Origin of the sequence: Janibacter sp. GS2 (assembly GCF_051200835.1) — a bacterium.
Classification (GTDB): Bacteria; Actinomycetota; Actinomycetes; order Actinomycetales; family Dermatophilaceae; genus Janibacter.
In genome coordinates, this window is the sequence record NZ_CP195161.1 from 441,913 (window position 1) to 464,604 (window position 22,692).

Below are 22,692 nucleotides of genomic sequence, written 5' to 3' on the forward strand. Positions count from 1 at the left end.
ACGGCGCCAGAGCCGGCCCCGGCCGCACGGTGGCCGGTCAGGTCGCGGAGGCGTCGCCCGAGGTGACCGACAGGTCGACCATGATCTCGGTGGCGAGGCGCTCGAGGTCGGCCCGCAGTGCGTCCAGGTCGGTGTCGTGCGAGACCGCGATGAGGGCCGTCGCCTCGAACAGCCGGCCACCCGCCATGGGGGCCTCGAGGGTGGCGCTCGTGAGCTCGACGACGCTGAGGTCGTGGCGTGCGAGGACCGCGGACACGCCGCCGACGAGGCCCGGTCGGTCGTTGCCGACGAGCTCGAGGCGCACCTGCTGCCCGGACGGTGTGGCTGCACCCGTCGCCGGCGTCGACAGCGCGTCGTGGACGGCGACGTCGAGGAGCCCCTCGAGCGGGTCGAGCGCATCGCGAAGGGCGCCGACGCGGTCATCGGGGACCGTGACCACCACGATGCCGGCGAACTTTCCGGCGAGCTCGCTGAGACGGCTGCGCTCCCAGCTGCCGCCGCCCTCTGCGATGACGTCGGCGAGGGCCTTGACGAGGCCGACGCGATCGTCGCCGATGACGGTGAGGACGAGAGTCGTGGTCATCCTCGGAGCGTACTCAGACCACGTCGTCCGCCGCACGGGTGACGGGCGCTCGTCCACGCCGGGACCGGCACCGTCGGGCTGGCATCATGAGGGAGATGACGCACTCGAACGCACACCGCACGCCGGTGCACCGGGCCGCCTCGGCCGCTGGGGCTGCCGCAGCGATGATCATGGTCCTCGGCGGCTGTGGCACGGGATCGTCCGACCCCTCCCCCGACTCGGGGGCTCCGTCGGGCGCCTCGGCCAGCACGTCCGCGGACATCGCGCCGGACACGAAGGATGCCGAGCACCCCGACGTCCTCGCCGCCGCGCTGAAGAGCGATGACGGTCAGTGGTCCCTGGACGTGACGCTCAGCTCGCAGTACGACAGCCCGGATCGGTACGCCGACGGCTGGCGGGTGCTCGACGAGGACGGCACCGCGCTCGGCGAGCACACCCTGGGCCACGACCACGCGGACGAGCAACCGGTGACCCGGACCCAGACCGGCCTGGAGATCCCCGACGACGTCGATGTCGTGACCATCGAGGGGCGGGACACCGAGAACGGCTTCGGCGGCGCGACCCTCGACATCACCGTCCCGCGCTAGGCGACGGGGTCCGGCCTTCGTCACTAGTCTCGGACCATGCACGAGGAGACCACGGCGACGGCGACGGTACAGATCGACAACGAGTTCACCCGGGTCACGGAGTGGCGTTTCGGACCGGGTACCCAGACCGGGACGCACCGCCACGAGTTCGACTACGTCGTGGTGCCCACGGTGCCGGGCACGGTGCGCGTGGTCGCCGCCGACGAGGAGTTCGACAACCAGCTGGTGCTGGGGGCCTCGTACACCGGGCCCGCAGGCAACACCCACAACGTCATCAACACCTCGGACACCGAGTGCGCCTTCGTCGAGGTCGAGTTCAGGTCGCGCCCGGTGACTCCGGCCGGACGTGGGCCAGAGGGAGCAGGTCCCTCGCAGTGACGCTCACCGGTTCGCCGCCCGGGAGCGGCACGAGCACGCGCATGGACGGGTAGTAGTCGAGGAAGACCTGCCGGTCACGGCCGCACGGGCTGCACACGCCACGTCCGTGGTTGCCGACGGCCACGATGTGCGTGATCTCCCGTGCCCCGGCCGCACGAGCGGCCCCCAGTGCGACGAGCTCGGCACACGGCCCACCGGTGAAGTGGTAGAGGTTCACGCCCGCGAAGGTCAGCCCGGCGGCGGTGCGGACCGCTGCCCCCATGGTGTGGACACCGTCCTCGTCCGGCCCTGCGTCGGTGGTCTCATCGATCGTTCGGCGGGCCACCTCGACGAGTTCGATCTCCAGGTCGTCCAACGCGCGGGCGGACGGGAGCTGGCACATGGGGTCCGACATGTCTTGAGTCTATGGAGCCGCGGGCCCGCCGATCCCCTGCCGCTGCCCCGCGGCAGGAGTAGGGTCACTTTCACTGCATCACCGAACCGCCCAACGGAGGACAGCCATGCTCAGAGGAATCGTCAGCAGGGTCACCGGCGCGGCACGACGACCGGCCGCCGGGGCCCCCAGGAGTCCGGGCCGCAGGACAGGGGGCGTGGGCGGTGGCGCCGGCGCCAACCGCGAGATCGAGCGGGGCGCCAAGTCCCTCCTGCGCGGCCTGGGTCGCAAGCGGCGGATGTAGCCGGGCCGCACCGCCGTCGTGGCTCGTCGAACCCGGTAGCCTCGCGCCCCAGGAGGCGATGACATGACCACCCCAGAGGATGTCGAGCAGCTGTCGGTCGATGCGTGCTGGTCCCTGCTGCGCACCACGTCGCTCGGCCGCCTGGCCGTCTGGGTGGAGGACCACCCGGACATCTTTCCCCTGAACTTCGTGGTGGACCAGGGCACCGTCGTCTTCCGCACCGGCGAAGGGAGCAAGGTCCTGGGCGCCCTGTCCGGCACCCCCGTCGCCCTGGAGGCCGACGGATACGACCCCGCCACGGGTCAGGCGTGGAGCGTGGTGGTCAAGGGCCCCGCGCGCACGATCACCGAAGTCCACGACGTGATGGACACGGTCGACCTTCCGCTGTTCCCGTGGCAGGGCGGGGACAAGAGTCGGTTCGTGCGCATCGTCCCCGGCGTGGTCACCGGCCGACGCTTCACCGTGGTGGACGCGAGCGCGTGGCAGACCCTCCCCTCGGACCTGCGCCGCGCCCCCCTGGAGTAGCCGCGCGGGTCTACGCGGAGGGCGCGACGAGTCGCTCGACGTACGTGAGGGCGCTCGATGCCGGCAGGCCGAGGGACTCGATGCGGGCGACGTAGGCGTGTGCCGCTGCCTGCGCAGCGTGATGGGCGTCGTCGTCGGCGACGAAGCTTCCGGCCCGTCCACGCCCTTCGAGCAGTCCGCGCTGCTCCAGCTCCCGATACGCCCGGGCGACGGTCCCCGGAGCGACCCCGAGGTCCGCGGCCAGCTGTCGCACGGTCGGCAACCGGTCCCCCGCCGCGAGGCCCCCCGATCCGATCAGGCCCTCGATCTGATGGCGCAGTTGTTCGTAGGGCGATGTCGCACTCCGGGCGTCGATGCGCAGCTCCATGTCGGGACCTCCATTTGTGTTGACACGATCATGCGGGGCGCGCCGGGGGACGTCAACGCCGAGGACAGCCGGACGGCAGAGGCGGCACCATGGTCGACATGGACCCACGGCACGTCGCACTGCACTGGAGCGGCGGCAAGGACTCTGCGCTGGCCCTCTCCCTGCTGCTGGCACGAGAGGACGTCGTGGTGGATCGTCTGCTCACGACGGTCCACCCCGAGCTCGGGGCGTCGACGGTGCACGAGCTCCCCACCGCGCTGGTGCACGCCCAGGCGCGAAGCATCGGCCTCCCCCTGCACACGGTCGACCTCCCGGGGCCGGGACTGGAGGGGTACGTCGAGACGATGGACGCCGCGGCCGCCGACCTGCGATCGCAGGGCATCCGGGCCTGTGCCTTCGGTGACCTCGACGTCTCCGGCGCCCGCGCATTCCACGAGGAGCAGTTCGGCCCGTGGGGGATCGAGGTGCTGGAGCCACTGGAGGGGATGACCTCGTCCGAGAGCCTCACGCGGTTCCTCGCCGCCGGATTCGTGGCGACCACCGTGGTCGTCGACGCCGCCGTGCTCGGGGTCGAGCACCTGGGGGTCACGCTGGACACGGCATTCCTCGACGCGCTGCCCCCGGGCGTCGACCCGGCGGGGGAGTTCGGTGAGTACCACTCCTTCGTCCACGACGGGCCGATCTTCCGTGTGCCGGTGGCCTTCGTCCCCGGAGGTCACCGCTGTGTGGAGCACGACATCGGGACCACGGCCGGCGTCCGGCGCCACCGGTACCGGCTCGCGACCCCCGGCACCCCGCCCGAGGACTCCGCCCCGTAGGTCACCGTCCCCCCGGTGACGGGGAGGTCATCGAGTGCGCGAGCGATCACCGCCCTGCCTCTGCTGGAGGCGCTCCACCCACGTCGGCAGCGGCGGCTTCCCCGCGGCCAGCCGCTTGCCCACCTGGGTCAGGACCGCTTCGTAGACCGGACGGCTGAAGCGCTTCGAGCGCCACGCGATGCGGCCGTCGGGGTCGGTGAGGATGATCGTTCGGCCGCGCGCCATGCCCTCGTACGCCGACCCCGCCACCTGCTTCGCCGACCTGGGTGCCTTGGTGATGAGCGTGGTCGCACTCTGCTCCAGCTCGACGTCCTTGCCGTGCAGGGACTCGTGGAGGTTGGTGCGGAAGAAGGAGGGACAGATGGCGCTCACCCCCACGCCGAAGGGGGCCAGCTCCGCCCGGGACCCCTCGACGACGGCGACCACTCCGGCCTTGACCGCGTTGTATGCGGCCATGCCCGGCGCGTGGACGAGCCCTGCGAGCGAAGACGTCGCGACGATCTGGCCGTGGCCGGCTTCCTTCATCATCGGGACGAAGGCGCGGAAACCACGGACGACACCGAGCAGGTTGATGTCGACGATGCGCTGCCAGTCCTCCATCGACGCGACCTCGATCCGGCCCCCCACCGCGATCCCCGCGTTGAGCACCAGCAGGTCGAGGCCACCCCACGTGGCCTCGACGGCATTGCGCACCTCGTCCCACCCCTCGTCGGATCGCACGTCCAGCGGGCGGTAGTCCACACCGGCCGGCAGCGCATCCGCCGGGGGCTCCGCATGCAGGTCGACGACGAGGACGCGCGCTCCGTCAGCGGCGAGGAGCCGCGTCAGTTCGAGTCCCAGGCCAGAGGCACCACCCGTGACGAGGACTCGGGCTCCGGCATACGAGCGGGGTCGGCGGCGAGAGTTGAAGGACATGCACTTCTCCTGTGTGGTGAGGGGCGCGAGCGGGTCAGGCCCCGACGAAGGGGGGGGTGGAGCCGGGATATCTGGTCGGTGACCGACTACGTGGGCAGGTCGAGCGAGTCGCACCCCCTGTCACCGGGAACGATCTCCACGACGAGACCGGGGATCGTGGCGACGTCGTCGATCGAGAAACCGTAGACCGTGCCACGGACGTCGCTCAGCTCCCCGGCGGATGAGCTGATCGCCAGGTAGCGGCCGCTCCCGGGGGCAGCGAGCGGGTTGTCCAGTCCGGCGACCGTGGTGACGTCGCTGGCGGTCTGGCCGATCTGCACCACGCCGCCCAAGGCGATCCCGGGGTCCTCTCCCCCTTCGACCTCGGTCAGATCGAAGGTCGCGGACGCACTGTCGATGTCGTACTCGCCCGTGGTTCCGTCCCCGGCCGTCACCCGCATGGTGAACGTCCCACCCAGGAGTTCCTGCTGCTGCGAGATGCACAGGCCGTCGAGCTCGGCACCGGCGAACCCGCCCCGCAGCACCGACACCTGCTTCGTCCCGTCGCGGCCGTCCGAGACATCCGCCGGCACGGTCGCGAAGGCCACATCGGTCCCCTTCAGGCCGGACGTCGAGAACTGGGAGGGACGCTCCTGGAAGGTCACATCGAGGGCGACGGCCCGCTCCTTCGTGCCCGTCGCGGTCAGCGCGAGCGCCAGCATGCCGACCACCGTGGCCGTCAGCGCGGCGCGCAGCGACGTGTGACCGTGCGGCGTGCGAGGGCTCACCGGGTCACCTCCAACGTCGTCCTCGGCAGCCGGATCGGGGGCCGACCCGAGGAGGCGTCCTCGTCGTAGGAGACGAGGTACTTGACGTCCAGGTCGATGCCGCAGCCTCGGATGGTCCCGCCCTGCACGATCTCGACCAGCGGAGAGTTCGCCGGGACGGGGATCGTGCACGCCAGCACGGACGGCAGGTCGGTGAAGGTGATGTTGAAGGTCCCCCCGGAGACCCACACGTCCGTGTACGTCGCTCCACCGCCCACGCTCGCCCCCCCGATGTGCGCGACGCCCTCCGGTTGCAGGCTCAGCTGCCCCGCCGCGTTGTTGTCGGTGCGCATCGTGACGTCCCGACGGAAGGTGAGCTCCTTGAAGGTGAAGTGCAACAGCTCCTCGGAGGTGCCGTCCGAGTAGGTCACCGTCTCCCGCCCGTGACGACGGATCTCACGCACCTTGTACTTGTTCTCACAGATGGTCAACAGGCAGCTCTTCGGCACGGAGATGTTCAGGTTCGACCCGGAGACGCAGGGGGTGACGCTCTGGTCGGTGGCCCCGAGCGTCAGGTCATTGCGGTGGCTGTCTCCCGGACCGCACTCGACTGCAGCGTCGGCTCGCTCATCAGCCGATACCGTCGTCACCGCGAAGACGGTGGTCAGCACGAGAGCCACCACCACGATGGTGCGCTGCCGTCGCGCCATCGCGCCACGTGGTGAGTGGACCCACCTCATGTCCCCACCTCCGTGAGGTCACAGGGTTCGCTCCGCCAGGCAAAGACGAGCGCTCCACCCACGATGCCGAGCACGGACCCGAGCACGTAACCACCGAGGTTGGCCGCCACGAAGGACAGGAGGGCCGCGCCCTGGGCCAGCAGCCCGATCATCGGCGCGTACAGGGGAGTCACCCAGGCCAGCAGGCCGAAGAGCACCAGGGACCCGCCCAGGAGGATCGGCAGGGAGCCACTGCTCCCGGACATCGCGACGGCGACGGGGCGCCCGTCGATCCAGATGATCTCGGCACCGGCGAGGACGAGCAGGAGTCCTCCCAGCACCGGCCGCGTGGTGCGGGCGAGATGAACGAGGTCCTTCATGGGCAATCCGATCGATCAGCAGCACCGGCGAGCGTCCGCACGCGAAGTCCCGGGAGGGTCGCCCCGGAGGAGAGGTCAAGGGCACCTGAGGAGAGGGCGAGCTCATCGAAGGCGATGCTCCTCGCGGCGATGCCGAACTCGCCGGCGGCGCCCCCACCGGGCACGTTCTGCGCCGACTGGCCCAACGCCAGGTCGTCCACGTCGCGCGCCTGACCCTCGATCGAGGAGAGGTCCAGCGCGAGCGACTCGAACCTCACGGGATCACGGCCACTCCGGCGCCCGTCCACGGCCTCACCGGCCGTGATCACGGCCGAGGTCGTGCCGACACCGGGGATGTCGTGCGTTGCCACGAGACACAACCCGTTGACCTCGACGTCCTGGAGCTGCAGGCCCACTCGAGCCCGCTCCACGGCCATCGCGCCGTTCGCTTCGGCGGCGTGCGTCGCCGTCGTGGCGGACAGACCCACCCCGGACCCGGACAGGCCGTCCATGTAGATCCGGGTGTCCTCGTGCGCGGCCGTGAGACCGACTGCGAAGGCGCTGTGGGAGACCAGTGCGGCAAGCAGGCCCATGGCCAGGAGGCCGCCACCACCCGCCAGGACCGCCGGGCGTCGCCGCACGGAACCGGGTCTCCCGACCCCCCAGGCGCGGTGTCCGCGGAGGCCGCTCACGCCCGTTCCTCCAGGGCTGGTTCGTCAGCAGCCCTCTCTGCGGCCTCGTCCTCGTCCGACTGCGACCCTCGCGGCTCCAGGTGTGCCCCGCCGCGGCGGTTCACGGTCGGGGTCCAGGCGAAGATCATGCCGGACCCGACGATGCCCAGGGCCATGCCGATGATGTAACCACCGAGGTTGGTCAGGACGAGTGACGCCACGGAGACGATCATGGCCACGATCGCGGCGAAATGACGCTGGCCGGGTGCGACGAGGGAGACGCCGGCAGCGGCCAGCATGATGGCACCGACGACCCACCCACTCACGGCGGCCGTTCCCATGCTCACGGTCGCGCTCACCGACGTGAGCACGGGGGAGATGATGAAGTAGGCCGCCAGGGTCAGGATGAGACACCCCCAGAAGGGGCGGGTGCGGCGAAAGGCCCTCAGGCGTGCGCGCCGGGTCCCGGGACGGGGGCCGCGGCTCGTCGTCGACGGTTCCGGGTGACGTGCGAGTTCAGACATCGTGGTCCTTTCCGTGCCTCGCGGCGAGAAGGTTCGCCGCGAGACACGGGAGCTAGTGCGCTCAGCCGCAGCTCGGCTGGCCCATCTGCGGGGAGATCGCCAGGTCGTTGAGCGTCAGCCCGGAGATGTCGAGGGCGTACGCCTTGGCGTCGAGCTCGTCGAGGGTGACGTCACCTTGGGACTTCAGGCCGAAGCCACCCTTCGTGTCGTCGTCCCAGGTGGAGGCCACGCCGATGGAGGTCTCCGGCAGCTTCGCCTTGCTGGCGTTGAGTGAGTCCGCCTGGAGAGTGACGTCGCCGACCTCGACCTCGGTCGGCGACTCGATCTTCAACCCGACGACGTTGCCCAGCACCGGCAGCTCGTGGCCCGCGGCCAGGCACAGGGTGGAGAGCGTGGTGTCGGTGACATCGGCCCGCGCGGCCCTCTTGGCTCCCGCAGTCGGGTCGGTGACGCTGTTGGCTGCGCTCGCGGCGTCGAGGTTGAGCTGCAGGCTCGAGGCCGTCAGCTGCTCGCTGCCGAGCTGGAAGGGCTCGGACGAGGACAGGGCCGCGGAGGCCATGCCCTGGATGACCGCGACGCCGAGACCCGCGCTGGCGAGCGCGGCCGGCACGGTGATCGCCGCGAAACGGCCCAACCGCGTGCGTCCTTCTGGTGCTCTGGTCATGATGGTGTCGACTCCTTTGTCGTACGAGGTGAACTGGCACTTCGACGGGGCGCGAAGTGCCTTCCGGGCGAGTGCACCGGATCGGGCATGATGGCGTCATGCCGATGTCCGACAGCCGCCCCCGTCACCGTGGGCGCGCTGGGCGAGCCCTGGGCTGGGTGGCAGTGGTCGGGGTTCTGGGGGGGTCCGCCGTGCTCGTGGCCGCCCTGGCCCTGAGCCTCGTGCTCAACGGCTCGAGCATGGAGCCGACCCTGAACAACGGTGATCGGGTGTTGCTGGACCCACGCGGGGGCATCGATGATGTCGAGCGCTTCGACGTCGTCAACGCCCGGGTCGGGCCCGGCCGCGTCTCGGTCGTCAAGAGAGTCATCGCCCTCCCCGGTGACCAGGTGGCCGTGCGACCGGCCACCGATGACCGCGAGGTCGCGGTGTGGGTGCGCCGCACGGGCAGCGCACCGTGGCAGCGGGTGGTCAATGACGCGTGGCAGCCCGCGGCCTCCACCCGCCCCTGCTGCACGAAGGAGGGATCCGCCAGCGAGCAGGTGCGTGCGGCGACGGTGCCCGACGGACACGTGTTCGTGCTCGGCGACAACCTCGCGCACTCCGACGACTCGCGAGCCTTCGGCTGGGTGCCCGCCGACCGGCTGGGCGGAGTCTTCGTGCTGCGGCTGTACCCCTTCGACGACCTCGGCCGGTTGCCGGGCAGTCCACACCTGGAGGCTGCTCATGATCCACCGCTCGGGCAGGGATCTGCGTCGTAGGGGCAGCGCACGACCTCTTCGAGGTAGGTCTCGACGTCGTCGGTCCGGTCCTCCTGCGCCCCCTCCGGCGAGTAGTAGGCCAACCACCCGCCGAGACGGTAGGTGAGCCGGCCCTCCTCGCTGTCCTCGTCGACGAAGACCACCGGGTCCTCCTGCAGGATGCGCTCGACCAGGGGACGGTAGGCAGGCCCCAGGATGAGCAGACGACCGTTCCGGCGGACCGACTCCTCACTCGTGAGGTTGCTGATGACCGTGCGGCCACGTGATAGCTCCGCGACGTCGATCGCGGTCTCCTTCGACCAGTCCACCTTCTCGAGGTGCTCGCCCTGCACGAGCTCAGCGCTCCACTCGCCGCCGCTCCCCTCCAGACGCTCCACCATGGCCTGCTGGTCAACGGTGATGGGCTGTCGGGCGTCGATCTCGGTCCAGTAGTCACCGTTGCCGTCACGCCCCGGCCACCAGAGGGTGAGCCCGGCGATGAGACCGATGGCGAGGACCGCGATGAGCACGGTCAGGAGGATCCGCCGACGGCTCGTGGTGTCCGTCTCCTCGTGGGTGACGGGCAGCTCCTGGGTCGTCATGGCAGTCAGACCGCGCGAGGCAGACCGAGCGGACCGGCCACGCCGGAGCGCTCGATGCTGCGCTCGATGATCGCGGCGACCTCGTCGGGCTGGTCGACCTGGCCACAGTGCCCCGCGTCGGGCAGCCCGATCACCGACACGAGCGGGTTGTCCCGGAAGCGTGTCCGGGCGACCTCGGCCTGGGCCGGCAGGAGCATCCGGTCCTGCTCCCCCCACGCGATGGTGGTGGGGACCCGGGGCTGACGTGAGAACCGGTGGAAGGTCGCCCGGACGAAGTGGGGCCAGAAGCCCCGGCTGCTCCGCAGGCTCACCGCATCCCCCAGGCAGTCCTGCACACTCAGACGCTCGGGATGACGGTAGAGCACGCCCAGGGCGGCCCGGCGTGCCCACGGGCTGGCGACGATGTGCCGGTAGATCGACTGTGGCAGGCGCGCGCCCAGCTTGACCATGAGCAGCTCCGGACCGACCACGAGCAGGTGGTGGGGCGGGTAGAAGCCGGCGGGACTGATCGCCACGACCGACTCGGCCCGGGCGGTGGCCGCCATGTGCAGGGCCATGAGACCGCCCAGGGAGTTGCCGACGACATGGGGCGAGGTCACACCGAGCTCCCGACAGAGTCGCTCGAGCTGCTCGACGCTGCTGCGCATCGAGTACCCATCCGGACGCGCTGGGGGCGGGGACTGCCCGTGCCCGGGCAGATCCACCGAGATGACGTCGTACCCGCGCTCGGCCAGGAGCTCGGGCACTCGGCCCCACGCCTGCCGGCGATGACCGATCCCGTGGACCAGGAGGACGGAGGGCCCGGCGACCGATCCGCGACGTTCGTGGGCGAGTGAGTTCTTCATGCTGACCTCCGGGGCAGGGCGTGAGGCCACGCCAGGTGTCGTGGGGGGACCGCTGACGCCTGCGAGCAGGTCGCGAGAACGCTCGGTCCAGAGGTGGCAGCAACCGTGTCCGGCACCGCTCGACGGTCAGTCGAGGTCGGGCAGCTCCGCCAGCTTCTGGTCACGCTCGAGCTGCATGCCCAGGGCGTGGGCATGGCCGGCCATGATGTACCACACCGACTCCGTGGCGAGGTGGACGAGCATGCCGGCAGGGGGCCGCTCCTCCAGCGACACCCAGCGCCGCACCGTGCCCACCACGGCCTCGATGAGTCCGTGGACCAGCGGGTCGACATAGGCGAGGTCGCTGTCCCTGAGGCGGACCCGGAAGCCCTGGAGCGCGGTGAAGACCAGCTGGGAGACGAGCAGGGCGAGGTCCGAGACGCCCTTCTGCACCGAGCCACCAGCGGTTTGGAAACCTCGATCGATGACGTGGCGCAGACCGGGGTGCTCTTCCGACCAGTGCACGTAGACGGCGATCGAGTCGTGGATGATGTCGATGACCGGCTTGTGCGGGTCGAAGATCGGCATGATGAGACTGACCAGGCGCCGGGCGATCTCTTGGTCGATGGCCGCCTGCAGGTCCTGACGGTCGGTGAAGTAGCGATAGATGACCGGGCGCCGAAGACCGGCCCGCTCGGCGATCTCCGCCATGCGCAGCTCGGTACCGGGCGGGCGCTCGTCGAGGAGCTCGATGGCAGCGTCCAGGAGCCGCTTGCGTCGGGCTTCGTTGTGTCCGTCCCACCGGGCCTGGCGGCCGTCCGGGGAGCCGTCCTCCGCGAACTCGTCGTCCTCGGGTTCATCGGCCACCCCACGAGGATACCGATCACCACCTCGCCACATCCATCAGCTCGGCGGCGTCCACGATCTTCGAGCGCTCCGCACCACGGCCGTGTCCGCGACGACGCTCGGCCGCGTCGATCCGGTGCCACCCGGTGCGATCGACCGGGACGACCCCGCGCGATCGAAGCAGCTGCGTCAGATCCGCCGACGTGGCGGAGGGTTCACTCACGAGCTCGGCGTCGAGGTCATCCAGGATGCTCTCCACCGTCTCCTGGGCGCAGGAGCGATTGGTGCCGATGAAGCCACGGGGTCCGCGCTTGATCCACCCGGCGACGTACCGCCCCGGCCTGACCCTGCCCTTCGCGTGGGGCACGGTCCCCGTCGCCTCGTCGAAGGGCAGTCCCGCCACCGGGGTGCCGCGATAGCCGACGCTGCGGAGCACCAGGCCCGCAGCCACGTGCTCGACCTCACCGGTCGGCACCGCCGTGAGCCGGCCCGACCCGTCGGGGACCAGACGGGTCCGGGTGACGTCGACGCCAGTCACCCGCTCGGTTCCCGTGTAACGCACCGGGGCCGAGAGGAATCGCAGCACGATCCGCCGTCCCGTGCCACGGGCGGGGCGAGCAGCCAGGTCGGCGAGCAGCCGCGTCCGTGGGTCATCTCCCCGCAGCTCCGCCGCGGGGGCATCGACCTCCACGTCGATGCCCTCCACCGCGGACAGTCCGATGAGCTCGGGCACCGTGAAGGCGGCTTGGGCCGGCCCCCGGCGGCCGAGGAGGACCACCTCACGCACCGAGCTCGAGTACATGGCGCCCAATGCCTCGTCGGCGATGTCCGTGCCCGCCAGCTGGTCCGGGTCGGCGGTGAGGATGCGCGCGACGTCCAGGGCGACGTTGCCGTTGCCGACGACGACGACCCGCTCGTGATCGAGCTCGAAGGACTGGTGCGCTTCGGGGTGGGCGTTGTACCAGGAGACGAAGCGTGTGGCGGACGTCGATCCGGGCAGGTCCTCCCCGGGCACGCCGACCCTGCGGTCACTGGCTGCGCCCACCGTGTAGATGACGACGTCGTAGAAGCGCGAGAGCTCCTCATCCGTCACATCGCGCCCCACCTCGACCCCGAGGCGGTAGGTCAGTCGCGGATCATCCTCGATGGCCGAGAAGAGTCGCTCCACCCGCTTGGTGCGCCCGTGATCGGGGGCCACCCCGGCCCGGGCCAACCCGTAGGGCGTGGGCTGACGGTCGAAGACGTCTACCGCCTCCACCTCCGGGTGGGTGAGCAGCTCATCAGCCGTGAACATCCCGGCAGGGCCCGCTCCGACGACCGCGGCCCGCAGCGCTCGCTGCTGGTCGCGCAGGCGCCGCTGGCCCTTCACCTTGGCCATCGGAGTGCGGTCCTGGTGCGGGTTCTCCGCGTAGTAGGCCCGGCTGAGCTCCGTGAAGGACTGCTCGTGCGTGAGCAGGGACGGCAGGGGCTTGATCGCGTCCACCGGGCAGGCGGTGACGCAGGCGCCGCAGTCGACACACGTCTGCGCATCGATGTAGAGCATCTCCGTCGTCCCGAAGCCGGGCTCACCCGGCGCGGGGTGGATGCAGTTGACCGGGCACGCCACGACACAGGAGGCGTCTGCGCAGCACGATTGCGTGATGACGTGCGTCATGGTTCAGGCCGCGGCCGAGGCGGGCTCGCTGCGGAAGCGCGAGGGGCGACCATCGATGCCCAGGGAGCGCCACACCCGACGCGAGGTGCGGTTCATCAGACCGGCCTGCTCGCACAGCGCACGAACATCGGCGAAGAGGTCCCGCAGGAACTTCTGCGACGTCGGCGACTCCCAGAAGATCTCGTCGAAGACGTCGTCGGGGATGCCCATGTCGCTGCGGGCCTTCTTCGACGGCCTCATGATCTCGTCGCACAGCCACCGCATGATCAGCGGAGTGAGCACCGAGAGGTAGCCCCGCTCGAATCGGGAGAGCTGTGGGGAGGCATTGCGCAGGTACTGGTGGGCGAAGCCGATGTGGCGTGCCTCCTCGGCCACGTGGATCTGCATGATCCGCTGGACGAGGGGGTGCAGCTCGGCGTCGCCGCGCAGGAAGGACTTCTGCAGATGATCGATCGGCTCCTCACCGGCGAGGACGCCGACGAAGAAGCCAAAGGGCAGGAGGCGCGCGAAGAGCGGCAGGATCATGCTCACACCACGGAAGACCGTCGACCCCCCGGCCACCGGCATCTTCGAGCGGTTGACGAACTCCTGGAACATCTGGGTGTGGTGGCACTCTTCGGTGGCCTCGTGCGTGGAGTAGCGGAAGGCGTGATCGCGGTTGGGCAGGGCGAAGGAGTAGTTCATCAACCCGTTGATGAGGATCTGCTCGAACTGCAGGCCGACCTTCATCAGGTTGGCGAGACGGTAGAGGCCCACGCGAGCCTGCTGCCCGGAGTCGAGGGACCGGTACCAGGGGTGGCCTCCGATGACGTCGGAGGAAGGGAGGATGAAGCGGGGGTCATCGGGGTCGACCCCGTGGGCGTCCCAGTCGATGTCCACGAAGGCGTCGAAGTTCTTGTCGACGGATGCCCGGGACAGCGCCAGCAGAGAGTCCTGGAAGGCCGTCTCGTCCTCGACTGCTCGAGGAGCGGAGGGCGCGTGTGCCGTGGTCGTCATCGTGCTCACCTCATTGTGGGTTCGGATGGGATCTCGGCGACGTTAGCGTGACACGCTGTCCCATGTAAATACCTGGGACACCATGTCACGCCTGTGAGATGAATCACGGTGATTTCGAGGCCGACGACAGGGCACGATGACTCGCCATGACCAGCACACTGACGCCCGAACACACCGCCGCAGACCTCCCGGAGCATCTGGATGTGGTGATCGTGGGGGCCGGGATCTCCGGCATCGGCATGGCCTATCGCCTGCAGGAGAGCATGCCCCTCAGCCGGTACGCGATCCTCGAGAGCCGCCCCACCTCGGGCGGCACCTGGGACCTCTTTCGCTACCCCGGCGTCCGGTCCGACTCCGACATGTACACCTTCGCCTACCCCTTCCGGCCGTGGCGGGGGCGCAAGGCCATCGCGGACGGTGCCGACATCCTCGACTACGTGCGGGCAACGGCCCAGGACAACGGAATCGAGGAACACATCCACTACGGCTGCCGGGTCACCGCGAGCTCGTGGTCAACCCCGGAACAGCGCTGGACGATCACGGTGCGCTCGAGCGAACCCGATGGCTCCGAGCGGGAGCGTCAGGTCACTGCGAACCATCTGCACCTGGCCGCGGGCTACTACGACTACGAGGACCCGCACAGCCCGCAGTTCGCTGGTGTCGAGGACTTCGACGGCCGGGTGGTCCATCCTCAGTTCTGGCCGGAGGGGCTCGACTACACCGGCCAGCGCGTCGTCGTCATCGGCTCCGGCGCCACCGCCATCACGCTGCTCCCGTCGATGACCGACGTCGCGGCACACGTGACGATGCTTCAACGCACCCCGAGCTACATCTTCACGGTGCCCGAGCGTGATCGGCTCATGAGGGCCATCGGCGAGGTCCTGCCGAAGAACCTGACCAACCGCCTGGTCCGCGCCAAGAACGTCGGCGTCCAGTGGTTCTTCTACCGTCTCTCACGGGTCTCTCCGGCAGCGGCCAAGGCGATCGTCATGGGCGACCTGTCGCGGCGGGTGCCCCCCGAGGACGTCACCGAGCACTTCACCCCCCCGTACGACGTGTGGGACCAGCGACTGTGCGCGGTCCCCGATGGCGACTTCTTCCGCGCCCTGCGCTCCGGATCGGCCTCGGTCGTCACCGAGCACATCGACCGCTTCGTCCCGGAGGGCATCCGTCTGGCCAACGGCGAGATCCTCGAGGCGGATCTGGTCGTCAGCGCCACCGGACTGCAGATGAAGGCGCTGGGCGGGATCCACTTCGAGGTCGACGGGGTCGACTTCCCCGTCGAGACCGCCTACGCCTACCGCGGCATGATGCTCTCCGGCCTGCCGAACACCACCCTGAGCATCGGGTACGTCAACGCCTCGTGGACCCTGCGCGCGGACCTCATCAGCCGCTACACCGTCCGGTTGCTCATGCACATGCGCCAGCACGACCGCGGCGTCGCGGTCCCGATCGCTCCCGGCAACATGCCCGCCGGCCCGATCATGGCCCTCTCCTCCGGGTACATGCGCCGGGCCGTCGCCACCTTCCCCAAGGTCGGGGACCGGGCGCCCTGGACCGTGCCGCAGAGCTATGTCCACGACACCGTGAGCTTCGCCCGCGCGGACATCACCGACTCCATGCACTTCATCCCGCGTGACGGGACCGCGGTGGAGCTGCCGCACTCGGCGCCGGCCCCGGCCTCCCTGACGACGGCGGAGATGGCCCCGGCTACCGGGGAACTGGTCGGCTCACCGTGACGCTCAGGGTGGGGCACGTCGCCGTCGGGACGAGCCCGAGGGGAGGGCTCACGCGGTCTGGCGCAGGTCGCGACGCATGACCAGACGGGGCATCGTGCTCGCGACGGCGTCGGTCCGGCCGACCACGGCAAAGCCCACGTGCGCGAACATCGCCCGTGTGCCCACGAAGGCCATCGTGGTGTCCATCCGTCCCGGCGGGTCGACCGGGTGCGCCTCGATGGCCGGGGCCCCGCGAGAGGCCGCGTAGGCGACAGCGCCCTCGAGAAGGGGTCCGGTGATGCCTCGTCTGCGGTGGCCGCCCCGCACCACCACGCAGATGATGCTCCACACCGGCACGTCGTCGATGGGTCGGATCAGCCGGGACCCCGCCAGCCGGGGGATCTCCTCCCGCGGAGAGATCGAGCACCATCCCACCGGCAGGTCGTCCTGGTAGCCAAGGACCCCGGGCGGGTTCGAACGCTCGCTCAGACACCGCATGGCACGTTCCCGGTCACCGCCGCCCAGTGCGTCGATCTCCTTCGGGGGCAGCCGGTGCGACAGGCACCAGCAGTGGGTGCTGCGCCGGTTGGGGTTGACGACATCGGCGAAGTCGTCGACGCGATCACTCGTCAGCGGATGGACCTCGAAGACCATGGCCCAGTCAAGCACGTGATCGTGGCCGTCACGAGGAGTCGCGGTCACCCCGGACGAAGGCTGCGACCACGTCGCCCAGCTCGGCACCGGCATCTTCCTGGAGGAAGTGCCCGGCGCCCGCCAGGACGGGGTGGTGCAGGCCACGTGCTCCCGTCATGGCCTTCTGCAGCACCGGGCCCATCGGGCCGGTGATCGGGTCGGAGTCGGAGAAGGCGACGAGGAAGGGCCGGTCCCACGAGCTCAACCGGTCCCAGGCGGCGCGGTTGGCCTCGGTGGCCGGGTCCTCCGGTGTCGTCGGGACCAGGGACGGCATGGCCCGCGGCCCGGCCTGGAGCGCCGGGTCCGGGAAGGGCGCGTCGTAGGCCGCGGCTGCGCCCGGGCGCATCGGGCGCCGGCAGCCCGCGGACACCAACCGACCGACATCGAGCACCGGCGCGGCCTCCACGGTCCGTCGGAACTGCCACCACTGCGGGGGCATGTCGTGGTCCCCGGTCGGAAGCCCGGTGTTGGAGGCCACGACCCGGGCGAACCGGTCCGGGTGCTCGCCCACGAGTCGCAGGCCGATCAGCCCGCCCCAGTCCTGGCCCAGGAGGGTGACGTCACGCAGATCGAGCACGTCGAACACCAGCGCCCGCACCCAGGCCACGTGGCGCTCGTAGGTGTGGTCGAGGACGCTCGCCGGCTTGTCGGAGCGCCCGAACCCGACGAGGTCGACCGCGATCGCGCGCATCCCGGCGTCGGCGAGCGCGGACATCACGTCGCGGTACAGGTAGGACCAGGTGGGCTCTCCGTGCAGGAGGAGGACGACCGGTCCATCCTCCGGCCCTGCGGAGTACCAGGCCATCCGCACGCTCTCGTCCGCGTCCGGCGTCGGCACGTCGGCGAAGCGGGGCGGGTGGGGGAAGTCGGCGATCGCGTCGAAGGCCGACTCGGGGGTGCGCAGCAGATCCATCGCCCCAGTCTGCCTGCTCCCCGGGAGCGGGGAGGGTCAGTGGTCGGAGAGATCCCCGGTGCCGACCACCTTCTGGCCGATGCGGAAGCCGACGGCAAGCGCCACCCAGGCCACGGCACCCAGGACCGCCTGCCACCCCTCTGCAGGATCGCGCAGCCAGGACAGCCAGCTGACCAGCACACCGACGCCACTGAGCACGAGGGCCGCCCCACCGATCGCGGTGCCCCAGGCGACGAAGCGCTCCCGCGCCTTCTCCGCCAGCCAGCCACCGGCGATGCCGATCGCCGGGATGAAGACGATGGCCAGCAGGATGTTCCCGTCGCCGCCCTCGAGGAGGCGGAAGAGCCGACCACCCACGACCAGGCCGACCAGCGCGCCGACGCTGAAGAAGACGATCGTGGTGGCCAGGCGCAGCACGAGCCAGGCGAGCAGCGCGGTGACCAGGGCAATGATCAGGGCCGTGAGGACGGTGGCCCCGAAGACGCTGGCCAGCAACCACCCGGCGCCGAATCCGGCAGTGACGAGAACCGTCCTGATGGACCACGCCCCGGCGATCCCGAGCACCAAACCCACGACGATCATGGCGAAGCCGCTCATCGGCCCTCCCCCTTCGGTCTGACGGTCGGTGGCGTCCGACCGGCTGCGCCCATCATGACGTCGCACGGCCGGTGCCCGCCAGTGCTGCTCGCGCCGGACTCCGCTGCACCCGTGGCGAAGCGTGGGAGGAGTGACTAAGGTCTCGTCATGACGTCGAGACCAGCCACCGGGTTCATCAGCGAGCAGCAGGAGGCGCTGCGGCACACTCTGCCGTTCGCCGACACCCAGGACTTCGAGGACGCCGACCGCGGGTTCATCGGCAGCCGCGAGCCCGGCGTGGTGCACTCCGAGGACGGAACGGTGGTGTGGGACAACGACTCCTACGACTTCCTCCAGGGTGAGGCTCCGGACACCGTCAACCCCAGCCTGTGGCGGCAGGCCACGCTGGTTGCCAAGCAGGGCCTGTACGAAGTGGTCGAGGGCATCTACCAGGTGCGTGGGTTCGACCTGTCGAACATCACCTTCATCGAGGGCGACACGGGCATCATCGTGATCGACCCGCTGATCTCCACGGAGACCGCGGCCGCCGCCCTGGCGCTCTACCGTGAGCACCGCGGTGACCGGCCGGTGACCGCCGTCATCCACACCCACTCCCACATCGACCACTTCGGTGGGGTCAAGGGCGTCACGAGCCAAGAGGACGTGGACGCCGGCCGGGTGCAGGTGATCGCCCCCGAGGGGTTCGTGGAGCACGCCGTGTCCGAGAACGTGTACGCCGGCACCGCGATGGGCCGGCGCTCGGGCTACATGTACGGGGCCGCCCTCGCGCGTGGACCTCGGGGGGCCGTCGGGGCCGGTCTGGGGCAGACCACGTCGACCGGAACGGTCACCCTGATCGCGCCGACGCTGGAGATCACCACGACGGGTCAGGAGGAGGTGGTCGACGGCGTTCGCATCATCTTCCAGATGGCGCCGGGCACCGAGGCGCCCTCGGAGATGCACTTCTACTTCCCGGACCACAAGGCCCTGTGCATGGCGGAGAACGCGACCCACAACCAGCACAACCTGCTCACCCTGCGTGGGGCACTCGTGCGGGACCCCCACGTGTGGTCGCAGTACCTGACGGAGGCCATCGACCTGTTCGCCGGCGAGGCCGAGGTCGCCTTCGCGTCGCACCACTGGCCGACCTGGGGCACGGACCGGATCGTGGCCTACCTGGAGACCCAGCGCGACCTGTACGGCTACCTGCACGACCAGACCCTGCGGATGCTCAACAGCGGACTGGTCGGCTCGGAGATCGCCGAGCAGATGGAGCTGCCTCCCGCCCTGGAGAACGCGTGGCACACCCACGGCTACTACGGCTCGGTCAGCCACAACGTCAAGGCGATCTACCAGCGGTACATGGGGTGGTTCGACGGCAACCCCGCGCATCTGTGGCAGCACCCCCCGGTCGAGGCGGCGACCCGGTACGTCGAGTTCATGGGTGGCGCGGACGCGGTCGTCGAGAAGGCGCGGGCCTCCTTCGATGCCGGGGACCTGCGCTGGGTGGCGGAGGTCCTCGGCCACGTGATCTTCGCCGAACCCACGCACTCCGCTGCCCGCGACCTGCTCGCCGAGACCTACCAGCAGCTGGGCTACGGGTCCGAGAACGGCACTTGGCGCAACTTCTACCTCTCCGGGGCCACCGAGCTGAGGGAAGGGCGCTTCGGCACCCCGACGACGACGGCGGCCCCCGACCTCAAGGCCAACCTCAGCCCGCAGATGCTCTTCGACGCTCTCGCCGTGCGGGTCAACGGGCCGCGCGCCTGGCACGAGAGGCTGACCGTGGACGTGCGCTTCACCGACGTCGACGAGTCGTACCGACTGCGGCTCGCCAATGGCGTGCTGACCCACACCGCCGCCGCACGCAGCGACGCGGCCGATGTCACCCTGGCCGGCCCGCGCCACGCCCTACCGGTGCTGGCAGAGGGCCACGTCGACGCCGAGAGCCTGGCGGCAGCGGGGATCGAGCTCACCGGAGACAGCGGCGTCCTGGAGCGCCTCGGGGCCGTGCTCGACGAGGGGGACACGAACTTCGCCATCGTCACCGCCGACAACGAATAGTCACCGCCACATCGTGCGCCCGGCGCGGTCTTCACTCAGAGCGGCGCCAGACGCGGCCAGTCGGTCCGCCCTTCGTAGGCGTGCCCGACGTTGAGGACGGTCGCCTCGTCGAAGGGACGACCGATGATCTGGATGCCGGTCGGGAGACCGTCGTCGGTTAAGCCGGAGGGCATCGACAGGGCCGGCAGTCCGGTGACATTCCCCGGGGCGCTCAACCGCACGTAGGTGATCGTCGCGCTCTCGGTGCTGCCATCCGGCCACGTCACGTCGAGGTCGTCCACGGGCAACGCCGGCGAGGTGACCGTCGGCGCGACGAGCACGTCGATGTCCCGGTACAGGTCCCTGAAGGCGGCCTGGATCAGGGTGCGCACGCGCAGCGCCTTGATGTAGTCCGTGGCCGGGACCAATTCACCCGCCTCGAGGAAGGTCCGCACCTCGTCGGTGTAGAGGTCGCCTCGCTCCCTGAGCATCTGCTGGTGGTAGGCGCTCGCCTCGGGAACGAGGAGGCCCCACTCGGTGGCGAGGATCGCACCCGCCATCGGGATCTCGACCTCGCGGACGATGGCCCCCAGCTCGACGAGCTCGGCCACGGCCGCCGCGGCCCTCGCGGTCACCTCGGGATTGACGTTGTCGGTGAAGTAGTTGGTCGGCACCCCGATCCGCAGACCGGTGATGTCGCCGGTCAGGGCAGCGGTGTAGTCCGGGACCGGCAGGTCGAGCGAGGCCGGGTCGGCCCGGTCGTACCCCGCGACGTGGTTGAGCATGATGGCCGCGTCCTCTGCCGTCCTGGTCAGCGGACCCGCGTGGTCCAGGGACCACGAGAGGGAGGTCAGACCCCGCCGCGGGACCCGGCCGTAGGTGGGCTTGAGCCCGACCGTGCCGCACACGGCGGCGGGGATGCGGACGGACCCCCCGGTGTCGGTCCCCATGCCGGCGAAGATCAGGCCGGCCGCAAGGGCTGCGGCGGTGCCGCCGCTGGACCCGCCCGGGGTCATGGAGGTGTTCCACGGGTTGCGCGTCGTGGGTGTGGTCGCACCGTAGGCGAACTCGTGGGTGTGCGTCTTTCCGAGCATCACCGAGCCGGCTGCCGCCAGCATCCCGGCCACGGCGCCGTCCCGGTCGGGAACCTCGTCGGCCCGCACCTTCGAGCTCGCGGTGTTGGGCACACCAGCGACCTCGTACAAGTCCTTCAGGCCGATGGGGACACCGTGCAGCGGACCGCGGTAGGTGCCCCGGCTGATCTCGTCCGCCGCCACCCGCGCGGTCGCCAACGCGGTGTCAGGAGTGAGGGTCGCGAAGGCGCAGATCGCGGGGTCGACCTTCTCGACCCGGGCGAGGATCGCCTCGGTGAGCTCGACCGGGGAGACCTCCTTGGCGCGGATCTTCGCCGCGACCTGCGCGAGCGAGAGCTCATGGAGGGACACGTCACTCCCACCTCGCGTCGTAGGCCGGCGCCATCGGTGTCTCCCCGAGCGGGACCGAGTCCAAGGACTCCGCCAGGCCCAGGATCATCTCGGTGGCAGCGATCACCACCTCGCGGCGCTCTTCCGGCACCTCCAGACGAGCCATCGCCAGGCCGTGATCGAGCGCGGTGGGGGTGAGGGTCCGAGCCATGATCGCCACACTGCCACCTCTTCCCACCGTGTCAACAGGCCGCGCTCACTATGGTTGGTCGATGGGGCAGGACATCCGCTGGGCCGAGCTCGCGACCGGGGTGCGGCTGCCCTGTGTCTCGGTCGGTCCCAGCTGCGCGCCTCCGGTGATCCTGATCCACGCGTGGGGCGAGACCCGGGGATCCTTCGATCGGCTGGTGCCGATGCTCGACGACACGATCCACGCCGTGGCCGTCGACCAACGCGGCCACGGGGACGCCGACACACCGAGGGCCGGGTACTCCCTGGCGGGGTTGGCCGAGGACATCGTGGCGCTCATGGATGCCCTGGGGCTCCCCTCGGCCGTCCTGCTGGGCTCCTCCAGCGGTGGCTATGTCGCCCAGCAGGTGGCGGCCACCCGTCCGCACCGCGTCGCGGGTCTCGTGCTCGTCGGATCGCCGCGCAGCCTCCACGGGCGACCGCCCTTCGCCGACGAGGTCGATCAGCTCGCCGATCCGGTGGACACGGCCTGGGTCCGGGACTCGTTGACCTGGTTCCCGCGTTTCCATCCTGTGCCCGAGTGGTACCTCGAGGACCGCGTCCGCGACGGCGCCCGCATCCCCGCGCGCGTCTGGCGCCAGACCCTCCACGGACTCTGCGAGGCGACGCCACCCAGCGACGCGGCGCGCATCACCGCACCCACCCTCGTCCTGTGGGGCGAGCGGGACGCGTTGCTGGGACGCGAGCAGCAGGACGACCTCGTCCACGCCATCCCCGGCTCACGGATGATCGTCTACGCCGACACCGGGCACCTCGTGCTCTGGGAGCAACCCCACCGGGTGGCCACCGACCTGATGGCCTTCGTGGGGTCGCTTCGGACGCATCAGCGCTGACGGCAGGCACGGCCGTCAGCGGTGGAGGCGACTCCCCGGGACAAGGGG

The 22,692-nt window shown here is 70.3% G+C and carries 29 protein-coding genes; 9 read left to right on the forward strand and 20 right to left on the reverse strand.

What is annotated here, in order from left to right; genetic code table 11:
* Nucleotides 1-37: 37 nt before the first annotated feature.
* A complete protein-coding gene (locus ACR9E9_RS02130) occupies nt 38-583 on the reverse strand; it encodes a glycine cleavage system protein R (protein WP_435201218.1) in 546 nt (181 codons plus the stop codon).
* Between the two features lie 95 nt (nt 584-678).
* Between ACR9E9_RS02130 and ACR9E9_RS02135 the strand changes: the two genes are divergently transcribed.
* Together ACR9E9_RS02135 and ACR9E9_RS02140 are read left to right on the forward strand one after the other, a co-directional pair.
* Nucleotides 679-1,170 carry a hypothetical protein gene (locus ACR9E9_RS02135; protein ID WP_435201220.1) on the forward strand — a complete coding sequence of 164 codons (492 nt, stop codon included), beginning with the start codon at nt 679-681 and terminating at the stop codon, nt 1,168-1,170.
* Nucleotides 1,171-1,206: 36 nt separating this feature from the next.
* The gene (locus tag ACR9E9_RS02140; RefSeq protein ID WP_435201222.1) at nt 1,207-1,548 is read left to right on the forward strand and encodes a cupin domain-containing protein; all 342 of its coding nucleotides are present in this window, start codon (nt 1,207-1,209) and stop codon (nt 1,546-1,548) included.
* Here ACR9E9_RS02140 and ACR9E9_RS02145 read toward each other — a convergent pair.
* Nucleotides 1,487-1,942, reverse strand: coding sequence for a cytidine deaminase family protein (locus ACR9E9_RS02145; RefSeq protein ID WP_435201224.1), 456 nt, complete (start codon nt 1,940-1,942; stop codon nt 1,487-1,489). The two genes, ACR9E9_RS02140 and ACR9E9_RS02145, sit on opposite strands and share 62 nt — an antisense overlap.
* A 106-nt stretch (nt 1,943-2,048) precedes the next feature.
* Between ACR9E9_RS02145 and ACR9E9_RS02150 the strand changes: the two genes are divergently transcribed.
* Both ACR9E9_RS02150 and ACR9E9_RS02155 read left to right on the forward strand, forming a co-directional pair.
* Complete coding sequence (locus ACR9E9_RS02150) at nt 2,049-2,225, forward strand: hypothetical protein (RefSeq protein ID WP_435201226.1); 177 nt, start codon at nt 2,049-2,051, stop codon at nt 2,223-2,225.
* Nucleotides 2,226-2,288: 63 nt separating this feature from the next.
* Complete coding sequence (locus ACR9E9_RS02155; RefSeq protein ID WP_435201228.1) at nt 2,289-2,750, forward strand: pyridoxamine 5'-phosphate oxidase family protein; 462 nt, start codon at nt 2,289-2,291, stop codon at nt 2,748-2,750.
* 10 nt (nt 2,751-2,760) lie between these two features.
* Here the strand turns inward: ACR9E9_RS02155 and ACR9E9_RS02160 are convergent, their stop codons facing one another.
* Nucleotides 2,761-3,117 carry a GntR family transcriptional regulator gene (locus tag ACR9E9_RS02160; RefSeq protein ID WP_435201230.1) on the reverse strand — a complete coding sequence of 119 codons (357 nt, stop codon included), beginning with the start codon at nt 3,115-3,117 and terminating at the stop codon, nt 2,761-2,763.
* A gap of 98 nt (nt 3,118-3,215) precedes the next feature.
* Between ACR9E9_RS02160 and ACR9E9_RS02165 the strand changes: the two genes are divergently transcribed.
* Nucleotides 3,216-3,935, forward strand: a complete 720-nt coding sequence (locus ACR9E9_RS02165) for a hypothetical protein (RefSeq protein WP_435201232.1) — start codon at nt 3,216-3,218, stop codon at nt 3,933-3,935.
* A gap of 27 nt (nt 3,936-3,962) precedes the next feature.
* Here ACR9E9_RS02165 and ACR9E9_RS02170 read toward each other — a convergent pair whose 3' ends face one another.
* The 7 genes from ACR9E9_RS02170 to ACR9E9_RS02200 all read right to left on the reverse strand — a co-directional run bounded on the left by ACR9E9_RS02170 (nt 3,963) and on the right by ACR9E9_RS02200 (nt 8,533).
* The gene (locus ACR9E9_RS02170) at nt 3,963-4,850 is read right to left on the reverse strand and encodes an SDR family NAD(P)-dependent oxidoreductase (protein WP_435201234.1); all 888 of its coding nucleotides are present in this window, start codon (nt 4,848-4,850) and stop codon (nt 3,963-3,965) included.
* An 86-nt stretch (nt 4,851-4,936) separates the two neighbouring features.
* Nucleotides 4,937-5,617, reverse strand: a complete 681-nt coding sequence (locus ACR9E9_RS02175; RefSeq protein WP_435201236.1) for a DUF6230 family protein — start codon at nt 5,615-5,617, stop codon at nt 4,937-4,939.
* A complete protein-coding gene (locus ACR9E9_RS02180) occupies nt 5,614-6,336 on the reverse strand; it encodes a hypothetical protein (protein WP_435201238.1) in 723 nt (240 codons plus the stop codon). The genes ACR9E9_RS02175 and ACR9E9_RS02180 overlap by 4 nt, the downstream gene beginning before the upstream one ends.
* Nucleotides 6,333-6,695: a DUF6114 domain-containing protein gene (locus ACR9E9_RS02185; RefSeq protein ID WP_435201240.1), complete on the reverse strand. Its 363-nt coding sequence runs from the start codon at nt 6,693-6,695 to the stop codon at nt 6,333-6,335. Before ACR9E9_RS02185 ends, ACR9E9_RS02180 begins: the two co-directional genes overlap by 4 nt.
* On the reverse strand, nt 6,692-7,315 hold the full coding sequence (locus ACR9E9_RS02190; protein WP_435201242.1) for a DUF6230 family protein: 624 nt from the start codon (nt 7,313-7,315) through the stop codon (nt 6,692-6,694). The genes ACR9E9_RS02185 and ACR9E9_RS02190 overlap by 4 nt, the downstream gene beginning before the upstream one ends.
* A 47-nt stretch (nt 7,316-7,362) precedes the next feature.
* Nucleotides 7,363-7,869: a DUF6114 domain-containing protein gene (locus ACR9E9_RS02195; RefSeq protein WP_435201244.1), complete on the reverse strand. Its 507-nt coding sequence runs from the start codon at nt 7,867-7,869 to the stop codon at nt 7,363-7,365.
* Between the two features lie 61 nt (nt 7,870-7,930).
* Nucleotides 7,931-8,533: a DUF6230 family protein gene (locus tag ACR9E9_RS02200; protein WP_435201246.1), complete on the reverse strand. Its 603-nt coding sequence runs from the start codon at nt 8,531-8,533 to the stop codon at nt 7,931-7,933.
* A gap of 98 nt (nt 8,534-8,631) precedes the next feature.
* On the opposite strand from ACR9E9_RS02200, the gene lepB reads away from it, so the two are divergent.
* Entirely contained in the window at nt 8,632-9,294 is a 663-nt protein-coding gene (lepB, locus tag ACR9E9_RS02205) for a signal peptidase I (protein WP_435201248.1), read from the forward strand.
* On the opposite strand, the gene ACR9E9_RS02210 is transcribed toward lepB, so the two are convergent.
* The 5 genes from ACR9E9_RS02210 to ACR9E9_RS02230 form a co-directional block, all read right to left on the reverse strand.
* A complete protein-coding gene (locus tag ACR9E9_RS02210; RefSeq protein ID WP_435201250.1) occupies nt 9,258-9,875 on the reverse strand; it encodes a hypothetical protein in 618 nt (205 codons plus the stop codon). The genes lepB and ACR9E9_RS02210 overlap by 37 nt on opposite strands.
* Before the next feature lie 5 nt (nt 9,876-9,880).
* Complete coding sequence (locus tag ACR9E9_RS02215) at nt 9,881-10,720, reverse strand: alpha/beta fold hydrolase (protein WP_435201252.1); 840 nt, start codon at nt 10,718-10,720, stop codon at nt 9,881-9,883.
* Nucleotides 10,721-10,846: 126 nt separating this feature from the next.
* A complete protein-coding gene (locus ACR9E9_RS02220) occupies nt 10,847-11,566 on the reverse strand; it encodes a TetR/AcrR family transcriptional regulator (RefSeq protein ID WP_435201254.1) in 720 nt (239 codons plus the stop codon).
* Nucleotides 11,567-11,582: 16 nt separating this feature from the next.
* Nucleotides 11,583-13,151, reverse strand: coding sequence for an FAD-dependent oxidoreductase (locus tag ACR9E9_RS02225; protein ID WP_435201256.1), 1,569 nt, complete (start codon nt 13,149-13,151; stop codon nt 11,583-11,585).
* A 51-nt stretch (nt 13,152-13,202) separates the two neighbouring features.
* On the reverse strand, nt 13,203-14,195 hold the full coding sequence (locus ACR9E9_RS02230; protein ID WP_435201258.1) for an AurF N-oxygenase family protein: 993 nt from the start codon (nt 14,193-14,195) through the stop codon (nt 13,203-13,205).
* 146 nt (nt 14,196-14,341) lie between these two features.
* Between ACR9E9_RS02230 and ACR9E9_RS02235 the strand changes: the two genes are divergently transcribed.
* Entirely contained in the window at nt 14,342-15,934 is a 1,593-nt protein-coding gene (locus ACR9E9_RS02235) for a flavin-containing monooxygenase (RefSeq protein WP_435201260.1), read from the forward strand.
* Between the two features lie 48 nt (nt 15,935-15,982).
* Here the strand turns inward: ACR9E9_RS02235 and ACR9E9_RS02240 are convergent, their stop codons facing one another.
* Genes ACR9E9_RS02240 through ACR9E9_RS02250 form a run of 3 tightly spaced genes read right to left on the reverse strand, consistent with a single transcriptional unit; the run spans nt 15,983 to nt 18,116 of the window.
* Complete coding sequence (locus tag ACR9E9_RS02240; RefSeq protein ID WP_435201262.1) at nt 15,983-16,615, reverse strand: GNAT family N-acetyltransferase; 633 nt, start codon at nt 16,613-16,615, stop codon at nt 15,983-15,985.
* On the reverse strand, nt 16,596-17,519 hold the full coding sequence (locus ACR9E9_RS02245; protein WP_435201264.1) for a haloalkane dehalogenase: 924 nt from the start codon (nt 17,517-17,519) through the stop codon (nt 16,596-16,598). Before ACR9E9_RS02245 ends, ACR9E9_RS02240 begins: the two co-directional genes overlap by 20 nt.
* Nucleotides 17,520-17,555: 36 nt before the next feature.
* Nucleotides 17,556-18,116: a hypothetical protein gene (locus tag ACR9E9_RS02250; RefSeq protein ID WP_435201266.1), complete on the reverse strand. Its 561-nt coding sequence runs from the start codon at nt 18,114-18,116 to the stop codon at nt 17,556-17,558.
* A 147-nt stretch (nt 18,117-18,263) separates the two neighbouring features.
* Here ACR9E9_RS02250 and ACR9E9_RS02255 point away from each other — a divergent pair, with 147 nt between their 5' ends.
* A complete protein-coding gene (locus ACR9E9_RS02255; RefSeq protein ID WP_435201268.1) occupies nt 18,264-20,159 on the forward strand; it encodes an alkyl/aryl-sulfatase in 1,896 nt (631 codons plus the stop codon).
* 35 nt (nt 20,160-20,194) lie between these two features.
* On the opposite strand, the gene ACR9E9_RS02260 is transcribed toward ACR9E9_RS02255, so the two are convergent.
* Both ACR9E9_RS02260 and ACR9E9_RS02265 read right to left on the reverse strand, forming a co-directional pair.
* Nucleotides 20,195-21,583, reverse strand: a complete 1,389-nt coding sequence (locus ACR9E9_RS02260; protein WP_435201270.1) for an amidase — start codon at nt 21,581-21,583, stop codon at nt 20,195-20,197.
* A 1-nt stretch (nt 21,584) separates the two neighbouring features.
* A complete protein-coding gene (locus ACR9E9_RS02265; protein ID WP_435201272.1) occupies nt 21,585-21,773 on the reverse strand; it encodes a hypothetical protein in 189 nt (62 codons plus the stop codon).
* 61 nt (nt 21,774-21,834) lie between these two features.
* On the opposite strand from ACR9E9_RS02265, the gene ACR9E9_RS02270 reads away from it, so the two are divergent.
* Complete coding sequence (locus ACR9E9_RS02270; protein WP_435201274.1) at nt 21,835-22,644, forward strand: alpha/beta fold hydrolase; 810 nt, start codon at nt 21,835-21,837, stop codon at nt 22,642-22,644.
* Nucleotides 22,645-22,692: the final 48 nt, after the last annotated feature.